This is a genomic window from Herbiconiux moechotypicola, assembly GCF_024979255.1.
GTDB lineage: Bacteria > Actinomycetota > Actinomycetes > Actinomycetales > Microbacteriaceae > Herbiconiux > Herbiconiux moechotypicola.
Genome location: NZ_JANLCN010000020.1, coordinates 1 through 19,128, shown reverse-complemented (window position 1 = coordinate 19,128; position 19,128 = coordinate 1). Strand labels below are relative to the sequence as shown.

Sequence of the window (19,128 nt, the reverse complement as noted above, 5' to 3'; positions counted from 1 at the left end):
GGTCGCCAAGTGCCCCCCCCCCACGACCACGGGGAGGGCACTTGGCGACCGGTCGATCGGGGTCGTGAGGGTGCAGCCGAGACCCGCTCAGGCCGGGAGCACGAGCACCCCGTCGATGCGGCGCGGGATGCCCGGCACCGGCCCGGCATCGCGGAGCTCGACGGGCAGGGCCGCCTCGGGGGCGTTCTGCCACGCGATCGGGCGCAGGAAGCGCCGCACGGCGGTGACGCCCACCGAGGTGTGCTGCGAGTTCGTCGAGGGCCAGGGTCCGCCGTGCTGCTGCGCCCAGGTCACCCGCACACCGGTGGGGAAGCCGTTGAACACGATGCGTCCGGCACTCGCCTCGAGCGTGGAGGACAGCGCGGCGACCAGCTCGGTCTCCTCGTCCTCGACGTGGAGGGTCGCGGTGAGCGACTTCGGGATGCGCCCGAACGCCTCCCGCACCTCGTCGACCGCGCCGTAGCGGGCCACCACCACGAGCGGTCCGAAGCACTCCTCGGCGAGCTCGGCGTCGAGCGCGGCGGCCGTCGACTCGAGCACCGTCGGCGGCACGAAGAACCCCGTGCTCCCCTCGGGCGCCCCGGCGCCGACCGCGGCGGGCGCCGCCCCTGCACCCTCGAGTCGCGCTGCGATCGCGTCGAACGAGTCGCGGATGCGGTCGTTCAGCAGCACCTGCGCCGACGACGCCGCGGTGAGGGCCACGAGCTCGTCGACGATCGCCTGCCCCGCCTCTCCCTCGGGCACGAACGCGATGCCGGGCTTCGTGCAGAGCTGCCCCGCCGACCCGGTGACCGAGGTGAACAGGCCGGAGGCGATCTCGGTGGCGCGCGCGGCCGCCGCGCCCGGCGACACCACGAGCGGGTTGATGCTCGACAGCTCGCCGTAGAACGGGATGGGCTCGGGCCGCTCCTCGATCGCCCCGATGAGCGCCTTCGCCGCTCCGAGCGAGCCGGTGAAGCCGGCGGCCTTGATGGCCGGATGCTTCACCAGCGCCACGCCGGCCTGCTGCCCGAACACGATGCCGAAGGTGCCCCTCGGCGCACCGACCGCTGCTGCTGCGCGCTGCAGCACCTCGAACGAGCGCTGCGAGGTGAGCAGGTGCGAGCCGTGCGCCTTCACCACCACGGGCGAGCCGGCCGCGATGGCCGAGGCCACGTCGCCGCCGAGCACCGAGAACGCGAACGGGAAGTTGCTCGACCCGAACACCGCGACCGGGCCGATCGACACCAGCATGCGCCGCACATCCGGGCCCGGGCCCAGTGGGGTGTCGCCGGCGTGGTCGATCGCCGCCTCCACGAACGACCCCTCGCGCACCGCCTCGGCGAAGAGGGCGAACTGGAAGGCGCTGCGCGACACCTCGCCGTTCAGCCGCGCGGTGCCGAGGCCGGTCTCGGAGTCGGCGGTGGCGACGAGCTCGTCGCGCGCCTCCTCGACGGCGGCGGCCATCGCGTCGAGTAGCTGCGCCCGGAACTCCCGCCCGCGGGCCTGCAGTTCGTGAGCAGCGGATGCGGCCCAGCGCGCCGCGGCGTCGACCGCTTCTGCAGAACTCGGCTCGAGCCCGGTGGCAGCGCTAACACCCGTACGCGGATCGGTTGTGGTCAACATTGTGTGTCCTTCGGAGTGGGAGGTGGGGCGGATGGGGAGGTGGGCGATGGTGCCCGGTGGCGGTGGCGGGGACGGGGATGCGGCGGGCGGTGGCGGGGCGGTGGGTGGTGGCGGGGCGGTGGGTGGTGGCGGGACGGTGTGAGGTGGGCGGTGTGGGGGCTTCCGGTGGGTGCGAGCGGGCCCAGCCCGGGTCAGGCGCTCTCGCGGGCGACGACCGAGAAGCCGAGGTCGATCTCGGCCGGTTCGGAACTGCGGTGGGTCATGCGCGCGAGCAGCAGCTCGCCCGCGGTGGTGCCGATCTGCCGGTTCGGCACCGCGACGGTGGTGAGCGTGGGCACCAGGTGACGCCCGATCTCGAAGTCGCCGAACCCGGTGATGGCGATGTCTCCCGGCACCGACAGCCCTCGCCGCGCGCACTCGAGCACCGCACCGGCGGCGAACACGTCACTGGCGAACATGAGCACATCCGTCTCGGGGTGCAGCCGCCGGGCTTCGTCGAGCAGGCGCCGGCCGGTCTCGTAGTCGACCGTCGCGGTGCCCGAGTCGACGATGCGCACCGGCTCCCCGGGGAACGCCTCGGCCACCGCCTCCTCGAACGACGACCGCCGCGCGAGGGCACGGAAGTCGCCCGTCTGGAACGACCCGGCGAACGTCGGATGCGCGTAGCCCCGCTCCCGCACGAACGACACCAGCGCCCGAATGGACTCCCGGTTGGAGAACCCGACCACAGTGTCGATGGGCTTCTCGGTGAGGTCCCACGCCTCGATCACGGGCACCTTCGACTCGCGCAGCAGGTGCTCGGTGTTGGGCGAGTGCTCGGTGCCGACGATGAAGATGCCGTCGGGCCGGCGCCCCAGGAAGGCGCGCACGAGCTCCTCCTCGTGGCCCGGCCGGTAGGAGGTCGAGCCGATGAACAGCTGGTACCCGGCGGGGGCGAGCACCTCCTCGAGTCCGTGCAGCGCGTCGGCGAAGACGGAGGCGCTGATCGCGGGGATGATGGCGGCCACCGTCATGCTCCGGTTCGAGGCTAGGTTGGAGGCCGCGAGGTTGGGCACGTAGCCGGTCGCGGCGATCGAGTTGCGCACGCGCTCGAGCGTGAACTCCGACACGAGCTCGGGGGTGCGGATCGACCGCGAGACGGTCTGCGGCGAGACCCGCGCGTGGCGGGCGACGTCTTCGAGGGTGACCGTGTTCGTCGACCGGCGCGACTGGCGACCCGCGACGGCCTCGACCGTCACCGCCGTCGCCACGTCGGCGCCCTCCGCGACCGCGGTCGCGGGGTCGGCCGTCAGCACGGTCTCCTCGTTCACAGCAGCTGCCGCCCGGCGAGGTTGACCATCAGCGAGCCGATTCCGAACTGCCACGGTTCGCACCTCTCACTCTCCTCGACCTGGTTGACCAGACTACCCAGTTCGTCGGAGGAGATCCGCACGACGTCGCCGCGCTTGTGCGTGAAGCCGCGATCCGGTTCGTCGCGGTCGACGATGGGCGCGAACATCGTGCCGAGCATGAGCACCGCACCGTCGGGGTACTGGTGGTGCGGGCCGAGCAACTGCCCCACGAGATCGACCGGGTCGCGGCTGATCTCGGCCATCTGCGAGTTGCCGTCGAGGTGGAAGCCGTCACCGCCCTCGCCCGCGTCGAGTTCGAGCGTCACGCGCATCCGCCGCACCGCGTCGAGGTCGAAGCCCTCGTCGAAGAGGCGGATGAGGGGGCCCAGCGCGCAGGAGGCGTTGTTGTCCTTGGCCTTCGGGAGCAGCAGGGCCGAGCGCCCCTCCACATCACGGAGGTTCACGTCGTTGCCCAGGGTGGCGCCCACGATGCGGCCCGACGAATCGACGATCAGCGCGACCTCGGGCTCGGGATTGTTCCACTGCGAGCCGGCCAGCACTCCCACCTGCGCCGCCGTGCCGCGGGCCGAGAGCGTGGGGCCCTTCGTGAAGATCTCGGCGTCGGGCCCGATGCCCACCTCGAGGTACTGGCTCCACAGTCCCTCGCCCACGAGGTACTCCTTGAGCGCGATCGCGGGCTCGGAGCCGGGCTTCACCTCGCGCAGGTCGGTGCCGATCTGCTCCAGGATGGCTCCGCGCATCCGTGCCGCCGCCTCGATGTCGCCGCGCACGCGCTCCTCGATGACGCGCTCGATCATCGACACCGCGAAGGTCACGCCCGCGGCCTTGAGCGTCTGCAGGTCGACGGGGGCGAGCAGCCACGGCACCGCCGGGTCGCGCTCGGCCGCGGCGGTGTTGGCGTAGATCTCGTCGAACGAGCCGAGCCGGGGTGCGGTCGCACCGGCTGCGTGGGCGGCGGCCGCGGGTGACGGGTGCTCGGCCAGCGCGCTCACCGTGGCGAACGTCGCGCTGAGGTCGAACACGCCGTCGGCGGTGACGAGCACGGGCGAGGGGCCGCCGTCGGCGCCCGCGGCCGGGTTCCACACGCGACCCACGAGGGTGCCCGCGTAGCCGTCGCGCGGCAGGGCCTGCTCGGCCGTGCCGGCCCAGGCGGTGGGAGCGAGGGCGGAGGCGGAGGTGGTGCTCATCGGTTCGGCGTCCTTCTGTCGAGGTGAGGCGGGTCTGATGGAGGTGGAGCGATCGGATGCGGGTGATGGTGCCGGTGCGGTGGTCGGTGGCGGGCGACGGGCTGTACGGCCGGGTGGTCGGTGGCGGGCGACGGGCTGTGCGGCCGGGTGCGAGATGGCGGGCGACGGCCTGCGTGCCCGGAAGCACGTCAGCGCCGCCGGTACACGCCCTGCCGTTTCTCGGCGAAGGCGGCCCGCCCCTCCGCCGCGTCGTCGGTGGCGAAGGTGACGGTCTGCAGGTCGCGCTCGTAGGCGATCGCCGCATCCTGGGGCAGGTTGTAGGCGGCGCGCAGGTTGGCCTTCGCGGTCTCGGCGGCGATCGGCGGCCTCGTGGCGATGATGCTCGCCAGTTCGACGGCCCGCCCGAGCAGCTGCCCCGGTTCGACGAGCTCGGAGACGAGACCCCAGGCGAGGGCGCGCTCCGCGTCGATCGGATCGCCGGTCATGAGCATGAGGGCCGCGTTGCTGGCCCCGATGGAGTGGCCGAGGAAGGTGCTCATGCCCCCGCCCCCGATCCAGCCGAGCTTGATCTCGGGCGCCGCGAACGAGGCGGTGGTCGACGCCAGCCGGATGTCGCAGGTCATCGCGGTCTCGAGACCGCCCCCGAAGGCGTAGCCGTTCACCGCGGCGATGACGGGTTTGCGCAGCTCCCTCAGGGCGTCGCAGTAGTCGGTGCGGTTGCGGAAGTCCCACGGGGTGGCGTACTTGTCGAGCTGGCGGATGTCGCTGCCGGCGCAGAACGACCGCTCGCCCGCCCCGGTGAGCACGACGGCCCGCACGGCGTCGGAGTCGTTGGCCCACTCGGCCACGGTGACCAGCGCATCCGACATCTCCTGCGTGACGGAGTTGAGCTTCTGCGGCCGGTTGAGGGTGACCACGAGCACGTGCCCGCCCAGCTCGGCGACGATCTCGTCGGTGCCGAGCGGCGGCACGGCGACGCCGCCGGCTCCTGAGGTGTTGCTCATCACACGACCTTCCCGGCGAGCGCCGACGCGGCGAACGCCTCCTCGAGCCGGTCGAGCCCGGCCTCCACGGCGACCTCGCCGAGCGCCACCGACCGCACGATCGCCGACGCCTCCGACTGGAACGCGATGTACCCCGCGTACCTGGGCCGCACCCACGACTGCTCGATCGTGCGCAGCGTTCCCGAGTAGAACCCGGCCGCAGCGGCATCGACAGCACGGTCGGTCCACGCCGCCCGCGACGACGGCTGCCCGTCGTGCTGCGGAATGAAGCCGCGCTGCGTCTCGGGTGCGAGCAGCCACACGATGTGGTCGACGAGCTCGGGCGTCACTTCGCAGCGCGCGCTCACCGCGAGCCCGGTGCCGCCGATGGTCGAGCCGATGCGCCCGCCCGCCCGCGCGGCCGGCGCATCCGTGAACCGCAGCTGCGGTGACGAGTAGTTGACGTAGCCGTAGACGAGCGGGCAGTAGGCGATGTCATCGCCGTCGGTCATGCGCTGCAACAGCGCGATGGGGTTCTGCGTCTCGGAGCCGGGCGGGATGCGCGAGGCGAGCGAGCGCATCAGCTCGAGCACCGCGAGGGCCGTGCCACGCGCGACGAAGCCGGCCGAGGGATGCGCGGGCACGGGGTCGCCGAACGCGACGCAGATCGACGCGAAGCTGAGGAAGGTGTGCGGGCCGGCGAGCGAGAGCGCGACGGGCACCGAACGCGAGAGCTCCTCCACCTCGGCCCAGGTCTCGGGGGCGGACCCCACCAGGGCGGGCTTGTGCACGGCGACCTGCGTGGCCGCGTCGAGCGGCACCGCCCACTGGTAGCCGTCGACCGAGTAGGAGTCGAAGGAGGGCCCGACGGCCTGCCGCGACCAGCGCTCGATGCGCTCGGCGCCCACCACCGCATCCATCGGCTGCAGCGAGTGCAGCTCGAGCGCCTCGCCGAGGTGCGGGTGGTCGAGCACGATGAGGTCGTAGTCGCGGGCGAGCTCGTCGATGGGGTGCGACTCGAAGTGCTCGAGCGAGTGCGCGCTCCAGTCGAGCTCCACCGATGCGGTGTGCGAGCCGGTGCGAGAGGAGGCGGCGATCAGTGCGTGCTTGCCGCGCGGGTGGTCCCAGGTGATGCCGCGGTAGGAGCTCATTGCCCGCCCCCGGAGGATGCGGTGGGCACAGTGGCCGCGGCGGGCACGACCGAGTCGACGCTCTCGGCGGCCACGACGCCCGCGGCGAGCAGACGGTCGACCGACTCCTCGTCGTAGCCGAGCCCCACCAGGATCTCCCGGGTGTGCTCCCCCGTCACGGGCGCCCCGCGATCGATGCGCGCCGGTGTCGCCGACAGCTTGTAGGGGAAGCCCGGGGTCGTGATGCGCCCCTCCGTGGGGTGCTCGTACTCGATGAAGGTGCCGTTGTGCTTGATCTGCTCGTCGTCGACCAGGTCTTGGTAGCCGTACACCGGCCCGGCCCAGATGCCGACTGCGCCGAGCGCCTCCATCCATTCGGCCGTGGTGCGCGCGAGCAGGCGCTCGGCCGTCTTGCGGTAGATCTCGTCGCGGTGCGCCCAGCTGTCGGTCTCGGTGTCGAGGCCCAGGAAGCTGGGTTCGCCGATCACCTCGCCGAGGGTGTGCAGGTCGGGCATGGCGAGCGCGAGGTAGCCGTCGGCGGTCGAGAACGCCCCGTACGGCGCCCGGATGTAGACGTGCGCGTGCGGCTGCTCGCTGCGGTGCTGGCCCACGCCGCCCACGGTGAACACCGAGAGCTCCTGCATCTGCAGCGTGGTGATGGCGTCGAGCATGTTCACCGACACGAGCTGCCCCTGTCCGGTGCGCTCGCGGTGGAAGAGCGCCGCCAGCACGCCCTCGAAGGCGGTGGAGGCGGTGACCGCGTCGACGAGGTACTGCCCGGCCGGGGTGGGCGGGTGGCCCGCGCTGCCGGAGGAGAGCATTGCACCGCTCATGGCCTGCAGCAGCAGGTCTTGGCCCGGCCGGTTGCGGTACGGCCCGTCTTCGCCGTAGCCCGAGATGGAGACGTAGACGATCGACGGGTTGATGGCGCGGAGCGTGTCGTAGTCGACGCCGAGCCGCGCGGCCACGCCGGGCCGGTAGTTCTGCAAGAAGACGTCGGCCGAGCGCACCAGCTCGTAGAGGATCTCCTTGCCCTCGGCCGACTTGAGGTCGACCCCGATGGAGCGCTTGTTGCGGTTGAGTGAGAGGAACGACACGTTGATGCGGTTGCCCGTCGCGCCGCCGGCGGCCGCGTGGCGCTGCCACTCCCCCGTGGTCGGCTCGACCTTGATGACGTCGGCGCCGAGGTCGCCGAGCCGCTGCGCGGCGAACGGTCCGGCCATGGCGATCGAGCAGTCGAGCACCCGGATGCCGGAGAGCACCTCGGGGGCGTCGCTCGGTGCAGCGTCGCTCAGTGCGGTGTCAGTCATGGCGGTTTCCTCGCTCATCGGGGGCCGCGTATCCGCTCATCACGAATGGCAGCGCTAACATAAGAATAGCAGCGGACAGGGCTCGACTCGTCATCGTGGCGGCCTAGTCGGGCTGTCCGTGCAGGGCGCGGATGGCGGCGCGTGCGGCGGAGGTCTCCTCCTCGCCGCCCAGCACCCGGATGGTGGTGGAGTACTCCCGGCTCTCGCCGTGCTCGAGGAAGGTCATCGAGCCGTCGTCGCGGGCTGCGCCGTCGCCGGCGACGTGGTGCGTGGAGGGCTCGAGCCCCACCGCGTACTGTCCGCTGCGCAGGTTCTGCCACTCGAAGAAGTGCGGCATGCCCTCGGCCTTCCAGGTCACCTCGACCCCGCGCGAGCCGTCGGGCGCGAGGAGGGCCACCCGGTGGCGGCCGTCTGGGCCCGCCACGAGCTCGTGCTCGTACACCTGCTCCACGAAACCGAGCTGCGGCTCGGGCAGGGTGCGGTAGGAGACGCCCTGCTGCGACGCCGAGTCCGAGGCCCACAACATCTTCGCGATCGGGGCCACGAACTCGGTGCCCTCGTCGATGTAGGGCCAGCCGATGTTGAGGTGGTACAGGAACATGTGCGGGGTCGGCTCGAAACCGAGGTTGTCGACCACGTCGTGCAGTCGGATCTCCCGCCCGTCGAAGTCAAGCTCGATGGTGCGGGTGAGCCGCAGGTGCTCGCCGAAGCTGGTGGCCTGCACCACCTCGCCCACCACCCGCAGCACGGGCGCGGCATCCGGATGCGCGCCGGGAACCTCGCGCGCCTCCAGCAGCCGGGCCGGGATGGCGGTGAGACGACCGTGCAGACCGTGCGTCACGCTCTGCTTGGGCGGGTAGGCGTAGCGGGTGGCGTCGATCTCGCCGCCGAACAGGGTGTGGTCGAGCCCGCCGGAGACGAGCAGGCCGTCGAGGGCGCGAAGCCACGAGAGCCCTCCCTCGTCGCTGTGCTCGTGCAGCCCGGGGTGGCGGAAGCCGTTGCCCGAGCGCCACCCCAGCGGTGCACCGCGGAAGCGTGCCGAGCCGAGGTCGAAGGCCCGGTCGACCAGCACCTCGAGCTCGAGGCCGGCCGAGGTGCGCAGGTCGATCGCCCGCACGCCCCGCTCCACCCCGTTGTCGAGCACCACCTGGCGGATGCCCGCCACCGCCGAGAGGTCGCCGGTACGCTTCTCGAGCTCGGCCCGGTCGATCTCGTTGCCGAAGATGTTCATCGCACGCTCCTCATGACATCACCCAGCCGCCGTCGACGTTGATGGTCTGCCCCGTCACGAACGACGAGTCGGGGCCCACCAGGAACGACACGACTGCGGCCAGCTCGGCGTCGGCTCCCCGGCGCTTGAGCGCCTGGTGCTCGATGACGTGGGCGGAGTACTCGGCGGCGTCGCCGTTGATCTCCTCGGCCTTCGTGGGGAAGGCCCCCGGCGACACCGCGTTCACGCGAATGCCGAACTCGCCGAGCTCCCGCGCCAGCGCCCTCGTGAGCGAGACCGCCGCACCCTTGGTCGACACGTAGCTGGCGAGGTTCGACCAGCCGCCGTTCCAGGTGATGGAGCCGATGTTCACGATGGCACCGGAGCGGCGCACGACCATGCCGCGCGCCGCCACCTGGGCGGCGTAGAAGTAGGCGCGCTGGTTGACCGTCACCACGTCGTCGTACTCGCCGAGCCCGATCTCGAGAAAGGGCGTGCTCGGGTAGATGGCCGCGTTGTTGACGAGCGCCTCCACCGGCCCGAACTCGCGCTCGGTGCCGAGGATCGCCGCCTCGATCGCCGTGGCGTCGCGGAGGTCGGCCTCGAGCATCCGGGCCGCCACCCCCTCGGCCTCGAGCTGGGACACGGTCTCGGCGAGCTCGTCGCTCGGCCGGCCGAGCGCCCCGATCGCGAAGCCGTCGGCTCCGAGCCGAAGCGCCGTCGCCCGCCCGAGCGCGCCGCCGGCGCCCGTGACGATCGCTACCTTCTGGTGCACGTCAGTCCTCTCGAATCGCCTCTGGCCCGATCAGATCGTGTACTTCTTGAGGATATCCGTGACGAACTGCTTCGCCCGCGGGATGTCGCTCTCGTCGAGGTGCTCGATGATGAGGGGCGCGTTGGGGTTCTGCTCGCTCAGGCGCTGCAGGTAGAGCTCGTAGTCGAGCGAGCCGAGGCCGGCGGCCGGCAGCTCGATCTCGCCCACGCCGCGGAAGGTGTGCGACGCCAGAGCGTCGTCGTCGCCGATGTCGGCGTGCTTCTCGCTCTTGTCGTCGCCCGCGCGCTTGACGTCTTTGGCGTGGGCCACGCGCACGCGGTCGCCGAGGGTGTCGAACACCTCGTTGAGCACACCCGCCTGGTCGTCGATGTTGGTGGCGTCGAAGTAGTTGGTGGGGTCCATCAGCAGCTCGAGACCGGGAGTTCGGATGTCGTTGAACACGCGCACGGTCTCGCGCACCGAGCCGATGACGTTGTTCACGTAGGTCTCGAGGAGGAATGTGGCGCCGTGGTCGTAGGCCTCCTGGGCGAGCTCGGCGAGCACGGTGCGCACCTGCTCGTAGGCGTCTTCGGAGCGGTTGTGCGGGTCGTGGTCCCACTCGCTCTCGGGGTTGAAGGTGCCCGACTCCGAGATGACGTACTTCGAGCCGAAGTTGCGGGCGTTGCGGATGATCTCCTTGAGGTAGGCGACGTTCGCCTTCCGGTGCTCGGGGTCGGGGTGCACGATGTTGGTGTAGCCCGAGATGGCCGAGATGGGCAGGTCGTGGTCGCGGAAGGTGTCGCTGACGAGCTTGGCCTTCTCCTTGGTGATCTGGCCGGCACTCAGGTCGAGGTCTTTGAAGTGCAGGTCGAGCTGCACCGTGTTGAAGCCCTGCGCGCGGATCTTCTCCGCGGTGGTCTTGAGGTCGTAGGGGTAGTAGGCGGTGAAGATGCCCAGCTGGATCATGGCGTCGTTGCTCCTTGGATGTGGGGTGGTCGTGCTCGGTCGAGCGTGGTCGTGGTCGTGGTGACGAGGATGGTCGGATGAACGATGGTGGCCGGATGAACGGGGCCGGCGCCTAGAGGGCGAACTCGGTCAGATGAACGGGCCGCTTCTCGGCGATCGAGCGGTAGCCCGCCTCGATCAGCGCCATGGTCTTGACGTTGTCGGCCACGGAGAGCTCGGGCGCACCGCCGGTCTCGACCGCGTACTGCACCTGCTCCATCACACCGATGAACGCGTGCGGGAACCAGTGGGTGTCCCAGCCGGGCTCCACCCACTCGCCGCCGGTGAGGTGGCGCGAGGCGTAGCGGATGGTGGAGGGCTTGCCGTGCGGCCAGCCGATGGTGCCCTGCGCGATGCCGGCCGTGCCCTCCACGCGCCAGCGGATGAAGAAGTCGTCGTCGAAGCCCTCCTCGCGGGGGCCGCCCCACACGTCTTCGACGCTCAGCGCCAAGATGTCGCCGGGAAAGCGCAGGGTCGACACGACGATGCCGTCCTCGTGCTCGAACTCGGTACGTGGGTCTTCGCGCACCACCGTCGTGATCTCGCTCGGCTCGCCGAAGAGAAAGCGCAGGGCGTCGAGGTGGTGCACGCTCATGTTGGCGAGCGTGAGCCGGTCGTAGCCCTCGAGAAAGCCCTGCCAGTGCGGCACGGCGTGCATGTCGATCTGCGCGAACACCGGGTCGCCGAGGGCGCCCGCGTCGAGCAGCTGCTTGAGCACCCGCACCGACTGGTCGTAGCGCATGTTCTGGTTGACCGAGAGCACCTTGCCGGCCGCCGCGGCCTCGTCGCGGAGCGCGATCGCCTCGTCGAGGTCGAGCGCGAGCGGCTTCTGCGCGAGCACCGCCTTCACGTGCGGCTGGGCGAGGGCCTCACGGATGAGCGCGGGCTGCTGATCGGGCGGGAAGGCGATGTCGACGATCTCGACCGAGGGGTCGGCGATGAGCTCCGACGGCGTCGCGTGCACCGTGGGGATGCCGTAGCGCTCCGCGACCGCGGCGGCGTTGGCCGGGGTGCGCGAGGCGATGGCCACTACCGGGAACCCGGCGATCCGGTAGGCCTCGAGGTGCTGGTCGGCCATGATCGCTCCGGCGCCGATGCAGCCGATGCGGTGGCCGCTCGCGCGGATGTCGACGTCTGGCCGGACTTCGAGGCCGGCGGCTGTCGAGATGGTCACATTCACTCCAATCGCGTCGTTGCGACGATTTCGATCACCATAGCGGCAATCCTCTGGCAGCGCTACTGCTAGCGCTGCCATTGAGCGAAAGGGAGTCAGGATCAACCCGCCGGTGGTGATCACCGCCCCTGCGCGATCCCTCTCCCGCCCTCAGCTCGCAAGAGTGAAGCTCTCATCTCCAAAGTCGGCGACGACGCGAACATGGCCACCCAAGGCTTGGACGTATTTCTTGATGGTGTCCAGCTCGAACGACTCCAACTCCCCTCGCTCGATGGCCGAGACACGCCGCTGAGACACCCCCATGGTCTTGCTGAGCTCACTCTGAGTCAGTTCGGCCCGCTTGCGGAGGGTGACCAGTTGATGGGCGAGCACTTCCGCCTCTGCGGCGTGCCGAGCTTCGGCGACGCGACCCGGATCGCGGTCGAGCTTCTCGCGCGTGCGCGCCCAACTCACGGGACTTTCATTCATCACCTACGCCTCCCTGCCATTGTCGAAATCGTTCCTCGGCGATCGTGATAGCCGGCGGGTACCAGCCCTTCCAGTTTCCCCGCTTGTGATCGGTCGCCCCAGCGACGGTCCGTGCTCGGCAAGCATGTCGATACGCGCCGTGATCTGGTCGCACAGGCCGGAGTTCGACACTGCCAAAGCCAGAACCTGCTCCTCGACGTCGGGCCAGAGGTAGAACGCGTCCCCGATCGAAATGCGCCCATCCGCAACCTTTCTACGTGATTATTCATCATTTTATCGCGCGGGTGGCGCAACGGTTCATCACTCGGCGCATTGCGGCGTTCGAAATTTGGCAGCGCTACTGGCAGCGCTAACACTTTTGCGCTACGGTGCCATCACACCACCGATTTCAAGGGAGAAATCCATGCACACTCCACAGCGCAACCGTGTCGCCAAGGGGGCGGCCGTCGTGGCCGGCCTGTCGTCTCTCGTTCTGCTCGCCGGGTGCACCAGCGCGCCGGCCGAGGGCGGCGGCTCCACGGGGGCCTCGGGCGACGACGGCAAGTTCGTCATCGGCTTCGAGCAGCCCCTGGGCGGCCAGGCGTGGCGCGAGATGGGCCTGGCGGCCCTGCAGGCCCTCGCCGCCAAGCCCGAGTACGCCGACAAGGTCGAGCTCAAGATCGTGCGCACCAACGACAACGACGCCGCTCAGCAGAACGCGGCGATGCAGAACCTCATCGCCGACGGCGTCGACCTCATCCTCTTCGACCCGGCCTCCTCCTCGGGCGCCGACGCCGCCATCACGCAGGCGACGGCCCAAGGCATCCCGGTCATCGCCAACGGCGGACCCTACGACAGCGACGACGTCTACATCGTCTCCACCGACTGGGCCAACGCCGGCACCATCGGCGCCGACTGGCTGCTCGAGAACCTCGGCGACGACAAGAACATCGCCGTGCTGGAGGGCCTCGCTGGCGTGCCGCTCAACGAGGTGTCGATGCCCGGCGTCATCGAGACGCTCGAGGGCGGCGGCGCCACCGTCGTGGCGCAGGACACCAACGGCTGGAACGAGGCCACCGCCCAGGAGTCGATGTCGAACATCCTGCGCTCCAACCCCGACATCGGCGGCGTCTACTCCTTCCTCACCGGTGGTCAGGGCGTGCCCGAGGCCTTCAAGGCGGCCGGGCTGCCGTTCGTGCCCGTCGTGGGCGGCTCCGGCTACAACGGCGAGGCCTGCACCCTCGCGAACTACGCCGCCGACGGCCTCACCGGCAACATGGTGTTCGGCCAGCCCGCCATCTACGCCAAGGGTCTCGAGCAGGCCGTGAAGCTGCTCGAGGGCGAGGAGATCGAGCAGGAGCAGTACTACGAGCCGCTCCAGATCACCAACGAGAACGCCGAGGAGTACTGCCTGCCCGACAAGCCGAACAACTTCCAGCTCGGCTACGACTTCCCGGGTCTCGACCTCACGCTCGACGAGGTCATGGAGTTCTACTCGGGCTCCTGAGTCACACCCTTTCCCCCGCACGACGAACACTCGATGAGGAGACCTTCGTGACCGACGTCTCACCGGGTGCCGCGACCACCGTCGCGGCACCCGCCGACGCCCTCCTGGTGGCGACCGAGCTCGTGAAGAGCTACGGCCCCGTCAAGGCGGTGCGCGGCGTGACCTTCCACTGCAACCCCGGCGAGGTGCTCGCGCTCGTCGGCGAGAACGGCGCCGGCAAGAGCACGGTCGCGAAGATGCTCGCGGGGGCGGTGACTCCCACCAGCGGCTCCATCGTGGTCGGCGGCGAACCGCTCGCGTCGGGCAGTGTGAAGCAGTCCCGGCTCTCGGGGGTGCGCTGCGCCTTCCAGGAGCTCGCGCTGGTGCCCGACTGGACGGTGGCCGAGAACCTCTCGCTGCCCGACGGTGCACCGCTGCGGGGCTTCTCACAGCGCAAGGCGGTCACGAAGGCCAAGCAGCTGCTGGAGGAGTTCCACCTTCCCCACATCGACCCGCGCGCGGCGGTCGGCACGCTCTCGCTGGCCGACCGCCAGCTGGTCGAGATCGCCCGCGCGCTCGCCGGACGGCCTCGGCTGCTGATTCTCGACGAGGCGTCGAGCGCCCTCACGCCACCCGGTGTGCGATGGCTGTTCGCGCGCATCCGGGAGCTCACCGCGCAGGGCGGCAGCGTGATCTACGTGTCGCACCGGCTCGGCGAGATCGCCGAGATCGCCGACCGCGGCACGGTGCTGCGCGACGGCCAGGTGGCCGGCGAGTTCGTGCGCGACGGCTGGACCGACGACGAGCTCATCTCGATGATGGCGGGGCGCGAGGCGGAGCGCTTCTTCCCCGACCCGCCAGCGAGAGCCTCGGATGCGGTGGTGCTGTCGGTCGACGACCTCCGCTCCGAGGGGCTGCACGGGGTGAGCCTCGAGCTCGGCGCCGGCGAGATCCTCGGCATCGGCGGGCTGCAGGGGCACGGCCAGGCCGAGCTGCTGCGTGCTTTGTTCGGCGCGACGCCCGCCGTGGCGGAGTCGTGGACCGTGGGCGGCGCGCCCGTGCGGCGCACCAACCCGGTGCGCTCCGTGCGGCGCGGGCTCGGCTATGTGCCCGAAGACCGCAAGCGCGAGGGCCTGGCGCTCGAGATGAGCGTGGGCGAGAACCTGCTGGCGCCCTGGTACAAGGCCTACCAGCTCGGCGGGCGGCCGCGGCTCTCGCTCGAGAAGGGCTGGATCGACGGCATCCTCACCGCCCTCTCGGTGCGCACCCGGGGGGCGAACGAGACCTCGGGGTCGCTGTCGGGCGGCAACCAGCAGAAGCTCGTGTTCGGGCGCTGGATGAACCGCGACCGCACGGTCATCCTGCTGCACGACCCCACTCGCGGCATCGACGTGCGCGCCAAGCAGGAGCTCTACGGCGCGATCGTCGAGCTCGCGAAGCAGGGCGTGGGCATCCTCTGGTTCTCGACCGAGGTCGAGGAGCTCGTGCACGTGTGCCACCGCGTGGTGGTGCTCTACCAGGGGCAGGTGGCCGACGAGCTCGTCGGGCACCGCCTCACCGCCGACGCCGTCGTCGGCGCCGCCGTCGGGGCCACCGGCGGCCTCAACCTCGCGACAGGCGGCGCGCCGTCGGCCCCGCCCGGCGCATCCGCCACCACCTCGGCGCACGCCGCCACCTCGGCAGCCGCCGCCCCCTCGTCCACCACCTCGGGAGGAGCGCGATGAGCGCCATCAGCCCCACCGCCGCCGGACCCCGCTGGTGGAACGCCTCGGGCGTCGTGCGCCTCCGCCGCGAAGGCGCCGTCGCCCCCATCCTGGCATTCGCGGTGTTCTTCATCGTCTACGTCATCATCAACCCGTCGCTGCTCACGCGGTTCCAGCTGCAGACCGCGGCGAACCTCGTGGTGCCGCTCGCGCTCGTGGCGCTCGCGCAGCTCGTGATCGTGCTGGTGGGCGGCATCGACATCTCCATCGGCGCCATCATGAGCCTCGCGAACGTGGTGTTCGCAGTGCAGCTGGAGACCATGCCGGTGCCCGTCGCCATCCTGCTCTCGGTCGGCACCGGGCTCGCCTGCGGGTTGTTCAACGGCCTGCTCGTGGCCTACGGAGGGTTGCCCGCCATCGCGGTCACCCTGGCCTCGGCGTTCATCTTCGGGTCGCTGGCCCGCGAGGTGCTCGACGCCCCGGGGGGTGGGGTCACCACCGAGATCTACCTCGCCACCAGCGGCGAACTGCTGCCCTACGTGCCGGTGTCGCTGGTGTGGCTCGCGGTGATCGCGGTGCTGCTCTGGCTGCTGCTGCAGCGCACGGCGCTCGGCCGGCACATCTACGGCGTCGGCTCCAACATGGAGAGCGTGCGGGCCGCCGGCCTCAATGCCAAGCTCACCAAGCTGCTCGCCTTCGGGCTGGCCGGGGTGCTCACCTCGTTCGGCGCGATGATGCTGGCGTCGTCGACGGTCACGGGCGACCCGCGCTCGGGCGATCCCTACCTGCTCTCGTCGATCGCCGCCGTGGCCCTGGCCGGCGCGGTGTTCACCGGCGGGCGCGGCTCGATCATCGGCACCATCCTCGCCGCCTGCACGCTCGGCCTCATCGGCAACCTGCTGTTCTTCGCCGGGGTCAACTCCTACTGGCAGTACGTCATCTCGGCGCTCATCATCGTGGCGGTCGTGGGCCTCCCCGTCGTCTGGCGCAAGGTCGCGTTCCGTGTGAAGGGAATCCGTTCATGAGCACACCCACCCTCACCAGCGCCGGTGCCGCCGAGGCGGCCGGGGCCCCCGACGGTCCCGAGAGCCCCGAGCTCAACACCGGCGCCACCGGCAGGTCGTCGTTCTCCAGCGTCGTCGCCCGGGTGCCGCGCGCGGTCTGGCCGCTGCTGGCCTTCCTGGTGCTGTTCGGCGTCGGCGGGCTCATCCGGCCCAACCTGGTGTCGATCGACTCGCTCATCGGCACGGCCACCTTCGCCATCATCCTGGCCATCGCCTCGTTCGGGCAGACCGTGGCGGTCATCCAGGCGGGCATCGACCTCTCGGTGCCCAACACCATCGGCTTCAGCGCGCTGGCGTTCCTCACCCTGGTGGGACCGCTCGGCCCGGGCGGGGCCTTCGTGGCGGCGTTGCTCGCAGGAGCGCTCATCGGGTTCCTCAACGGTGCCGTCATCGCGAAGCTCGGGCTCACCCCCATCGTCACGACGATCGCCATGAACGGGTTGCTGTTCGGCGTCATCCTGCTCGCGTTCAACTTCTCCGAGCTCACGGTCACGCCCGACTTCGTGATCGCCATCACCTCGGCGAAGATCTCGGTGCTCGGCCTCACCATGCCGGCCGTGCTGCCGCTCGGGCTCGCGCTGATGGTGGTGCTGCAGCTGGTGCTGTCATTCACCGGATGGGGCCGCTCGCTGTTCGTGGTCGGCTCGGCCGCCGAGACTGCACGGCTGGCGGGCCTGCCGGTCGACCGCATCCGCATCACCGGCTACATGCTGAGCGGGCTCTTGGCCGCGTTCGCGGGCATCGTGATCGTGGGCTACTACCAGCAGGCCTCGGCCACCATGGGCGCGAGCTACCTGCTCGCCTCGGTGGCGGCGGTCGTCGTGGGTGGCGCGTCGATCTTCGGCGGACGCGGCTCGGTCGTGGGCACCGTCGGCGGTGCGCTCGTGCTCGGTCAGGTGTCGACCCTCGTGGCGGTCCTCAACCTCGGCGCCAACATCCAGCAGCTCATCTACGGCGTCATCATCCTCCTCGTCATCTCCCTCTACGGGCGGCGGCGGGCGTAGCCACCCCGCGCACCCACACCGAGTGGGCGCAATCGGTCGTCATCGCCTCGTCGAACCGGCAGATTCTGCCCACTCGCGAGCTGGAGGGCCGAGAGGATGTGGGGGGTGTCCCTATGGTTCTTGTCAAGCCGCGATCGGGATCGGGGCTTGGTAGAGGGTGCCGTCGCGGAGCATGGCGTGGAGGACGTCGCAGCGGCGGCGGGCGAGGGCGATGAGGGCCTGGTTGTGTTGCTTGCCCTGAGTGATCTTGCGGTCGTAGTAGGCGCGGGAGACGGGGTCGCGGAGCGCCGCGAAAGCGGACAGAAACAATGCCCGTTTCAGGATCTTGTTCCCGCGTCGGGATGCGTGTTCGCCACGGATCGATGAACCTGACCGGCGGGTGACGGGGGCGAGTCCGGCGTAGGAAGCGAGGTGCCCGGCGGTGGCGAAGTGTTTGCCGGAGACTTCGGTGAGGAGCCGTGCTGCTGTCCTGACGCCGACTCCGGGCATGCTCGTCAGGACGGGGTGAAGAGGGTGGGCCTCCACGAGACGCTCGACCTCGACCGCGATCTCGGCCCGCTGTTCCCGCAATCCCGCGAGTTGTTTCGCAAGACGCGGGAGGACCAGGGTGGCGGCGTTCGTGCCGACCACGACCACGGTCTGTTCGGTGAGGGCCTGGGTGATTTCGGCCGCGATACGTCGGCCGATCCTGGGTGCGAGCTTGGCCAGGCGGTCACCGATCCGCTTCTCGCCAGCGGCTGTGAGGCTGGCCGGTGACGGGTAGCGCTGGAGCAGGTCCATGACCGCGGGGTGGTCCAGTCTTGGCCCGATCACTCTCTCGAGGGCGGGATGGATCTGGGTGAGGAGGCCCCGGACACGGTTGCTAGTCGCGGTGATCTGCTGCGCGAGGTCGTCATCGAAGCCGCAGAGCATCGACAACTCGGCGACCTGCTCATCCGCGAGCTCCAACGACCGCAGCGCGTGCGGCAATGACCTCGCGGCTTCTGCGATGATGGCCGCATCCCGAGCATCGGTCTTCGCTTCACCGGCATGGAGGTCCGCGATGCGACGCATCGCCAGTCCGGGAATATACCCGATCAGAACACCCTCGGCCTGCGCGACCGCGAGTGGCAGAGCACCGATCGTGGCCGGTTGATCGACCACGAACAACACCCGGCCGCGGCTCTTCAGCCCGCCGATCAGGTCGCGGAGCTTCGCTTCATCGTTGGGCAGCGCCTTGTCGAAAAGCCGCTTCCCGGCCCGGTCGACCGCGACCGCGTAGTGTTCTCCCTTGCCAACATCGACACCGATGAACACATCGACATCGTCATAGCCGACGATGCTCGTTCCCATCTCCGCTCCCTTCGTTCGAACCGACCAGAGTCGGCCAGAACCAGTAGCGGCGAGTCTCGGCATCCACGTTACGAACGGCTCTCAGCGAGGCTGGGTCCTGTCCCTATCAGCGATCACACGCCGCCAACCGGGCCCGGTGACAACACCCCCCAGATCATCAACAGCGACAGGGGGCAACGATCATGCCGGACCCAGCAGGCCAACACCCACCAGGATCACCCAAAGGCAGGCACGAACAAAGTAACGGGGCACGCCCCGACCCGCCGTGCGCCTTACCCGCATTCTGTGATCGACCCGTCATGAAGTGCCCTCTCTCGCTGGGTGGTCTCTAGTGGTCAGTGCAACAGGTAGGGTTCGATGATCTCAGCTGGGGTGGCGAAGT

16 protein-coding genes are annotated in these 19,128 nt (G+C 70.2%); 4 read left to right on the top strand and 12 right to left on the bottom strand.

Translation table 11 applies throughout. The features are described 5' to 3' along the window. Positions 1-87 precede the first annotated feature (87 nt). The 11 genes from N1031_RS20075 to N1031_RS20025 form a co-directional block, all read right to left on the bottom strand. Positions 88-1,605 carry an aldehyde dehydrogenase family protein gene (locus N1031_RS20075; RefSeq protein WP_259481724.1) on the bottom strand — a complete coding sequence of 506 codons (1,518 nt, stop codon included), beginning with the start codon at positions 1,603-1,605 and terminating at the stop codon, positions 88-90. A gap of 191 nt (positions 1,606-1,796) precedes the next feature. Then, positions 1,797-2,915, bottom strand: coding sequence for a LacI family DNA-binding transcriptional regulator (locus tag N1031_RS20070; RefSeq protein WP_259481722.1), 1,119 nt, complete (start codon positions 2,913-2,915; stop codon positions 1,797-1,799). Then, positions 2,912-4,144, bottom strand: a complete 1,233-nt coding sequence (locus tag N1031_RS20065) for a fumarylacetoacetate hydrolase family protein (RefSeq protein WP_259481721.1) — start codon at positions 4,142-4,144, stop codon at positions 2,912-2,914. Before N1031_RS20065 ends, N1031_RS20070 begins: the two co-directional genes overlap by 4 nt. Positions 4,145-4,332: 188 nt before the next feature. Beyond that, entirely contained in the window at positions 4,333-5,148 is an 816-nt protein-coding gene (locus N1031_RS20060; RefSeq protein ID WP_259481719.1) for an enoyl-CoA hydratase/isomerase family protein, read from the bottom strand. Further along, positions 5,148-6,278, bottom strand: coding sequence for a type 2 periplasmic-binding domain-containing protein (locus tag N1031_RS20055; protein WP_259481717.1), 1,131 nt, complete (start codon positions 6,276-6,278; stop codon positions 5,148-5,150). Before N1031_RS20055 ends, N1031_RS20060 begins: the two co-directional genes overlap by 1 nt. Beyond that, entirely contained in the window at positions 6,275-7,567 is a 1,293-nt protein-coding gene (locus N1031_RS20050) for a CaiB/BaiF CoA transferase family protein (protein ID WP_259481716.1), read from the bottom strand. Before N1031_RS20050 ends, N1031_RS20055 begins: the two co-directional genes overlap by 4 nt. 103 nt (positions 7,568-7,670) lie before the next feature. Then, entirely contained in the window at positions 7,671-8,798 is a 1,128-nt protein-coding gene (locus N1031_RS20045) for an aldose 1-epimerase family protein (RefSeq protein WP_259481714.1), read from the bottom strand. A 10-nt stretch (positions 8,799-8,808) separates the two neighbouring features. Then, positions 8,809-9,552, bottom strand: coding sequence for an SDR family NAD(P)-dependent oxidoreductase (locus N1031_RS20040; protein WP_259481713.1), 744 nt, complete (start codon positions 9,550-9,552; stop codon positions 8,809-8,811). 30 nt (positions 9,553-9,582) lie between these two features. Beyond that, positions 9,583-10,497: a sugar phosphate isomerase/epimerase family protein gene (locus N1031_RS20035; RefSeq protein ID WP_259481711.1), complete on the bottom strand. Its 915-nt coding sequence runs from the start codon at positions 10,495-10,497 to the stop codon at positions 9,583-9,585. 112 nt (positions 10,498-10,609) lie between these two features. Beyond that, positions 10,610-11,710 (bottom strand): Gfo/Idh/MocA family protein, encoded by a 1,101-nt coding sequence (locus tag N1031_RS20030; RefSeq protein WP_259481710.1) that lies wholly within the window; start codon positions 11,708-11,710, stop codon positions 10,610-10,612. A gap of 150 nt (positions 11,711-11,860) precedes the next feature. After that, positions 11,861-12,163, bottom strand: a complete 303-nt coding sequence (locus N1031_RS20025; protein ID WP_259481709.1) for a helix-turn-helix domain-containing protein — start codon at positions 12,161-12,163, stop codon at positions 11,861-11,863. 418 nt (positions 12,164-12,581) lie between these two features. On the opposite strand from N1031_RS20025, the gene N1031_RS20020 reads away from it, so the two are divergent. Genes N1031_RS20020 through N1031_RS20005 form a run of 4 tightly spaced genes read left to right on the top strand, consistent with a single transcriptional unit; the run spans position 12,582 to position 17,414 of the window. Next, the gene (locus N1031_RS20020; protein WP_259481708.1) at positions 12,582-13,664 is read left to right on the top strand and encodes a substrate-binding domain-containing protein; all 1,083 of its coding nucleotides are present in this window, start codon (positions 12,582-12,584) and stop codon (positions 13,662-13,664) included. Between the two features lie 47 nt (positions 13,665-13,711). Further along, a complete protein-coding gene (locus N1031_RS20015; protein WP_259481707.1) occupies positions 13,712-15,367 on the top strand; it encodes a sugar ABC transporter ATP-binding protein in 1,656 nt (551 codons plus the stop codon). Continuing rightward, a complete protein-coding gene (locus N1031_RS20010; protein WP_259481706.1) occupies positions 15,364-16,371 on the top strand; it encodes an ABC transporter permease in 1,008 nt (335 codons plus the stop codon). The genes N1031_RS20015 and N1031_RS20010 overlap by 4 nt, the downstream gene beginning before the upstream one ends. Continuing rightward, positions 16,368-17,414: an ABC transporter permease gene (locus N1031_RS20005; RefSeq protein WP_259481705.1), complete on the top strand. Its 1,047-nt coding sequence runs from the start codon at positions 16,368-16,370 to the stop codon at positions 17,412-17,414. Before N1031_RS20010 ends, N1031_RS20005 begins: the two co-directional genes overlap by 4 nt. A gap of 123 nt (positions 17,415-17,537) precedes the next feature. Here N1031_RS20005 and N1031_RS20000 read toward each other — a convergent pair whose 3' ends face one another. After that, a complete protein-coding gene (locus N1031_RS20000) occupies positions 17,538-18,746 on the bottom strand; it encodes an IS110 family RNA-guided transposase (RefSeq protein ID WP_259481704.1) in 1,209 nt (402 codons plus the stop codon). Positions 18,747-19,128 lie beyond the last annotated feature (382 nt).